Origin of the sequence: Bacillus cereus group sp. N21 (assembly GCF_016483395.1) — a bacterium.
In the GTDB taxonomy this organism is placed as follows: Bacteria; Bacillota; Bacilli; order Bacillales; family Bacillaceae_G; genus Bacillus_A; species Bacillus_A pseudomycoides.
In genome coordinates this window covers 1-324 of record NZ_JAEHBX010000298.1, presented here as the reverse complement: position 1 = coordinate 324, position 324 = coordinate 1, and the positions used below count along the sequence as shown (strand labels likewise).

Genomic DNA, 324 nt, shown 5'->3' with positions numbered 1-324 from the left:
GATAGTACGACACGAGAGATTTTAGCTTATCATGTTTCCCCTTCTTTACAAATGGATATCGTCTATCAAACATTAGACAAATTAAAAGATAGATTAGGAGATACCATTCATCCTGAAGCACTTTTACACTCAGATCAGGGTATCCACTACACGCATCCGGAATTTCAGCGCCGTGTAAAGGAAATGGGTTTGAGACAGTCTATGTCACGTAGAGGAAACTGTCTAGATAATGCCCCAATGGAATCCTTTTTCGGTCATATGAAAGATGAATTAGACTATAAGTGTTGTCAAACGTTCCAATCTCTTCAACTAGTAATCGAGAAG

Annotated in this window: 1 protein-coding gene; it reads left to right on the top strand. The window is 38.6% G+C overall.

The features are described from left to right. The coding region (locus JDS96_RS30950) for a DDE-type integrase/transposase/recombinase (RefSeq protein ID WP_199669144.1) at positions 1–324 on the top strand (324 nt) is incomplete at both ends.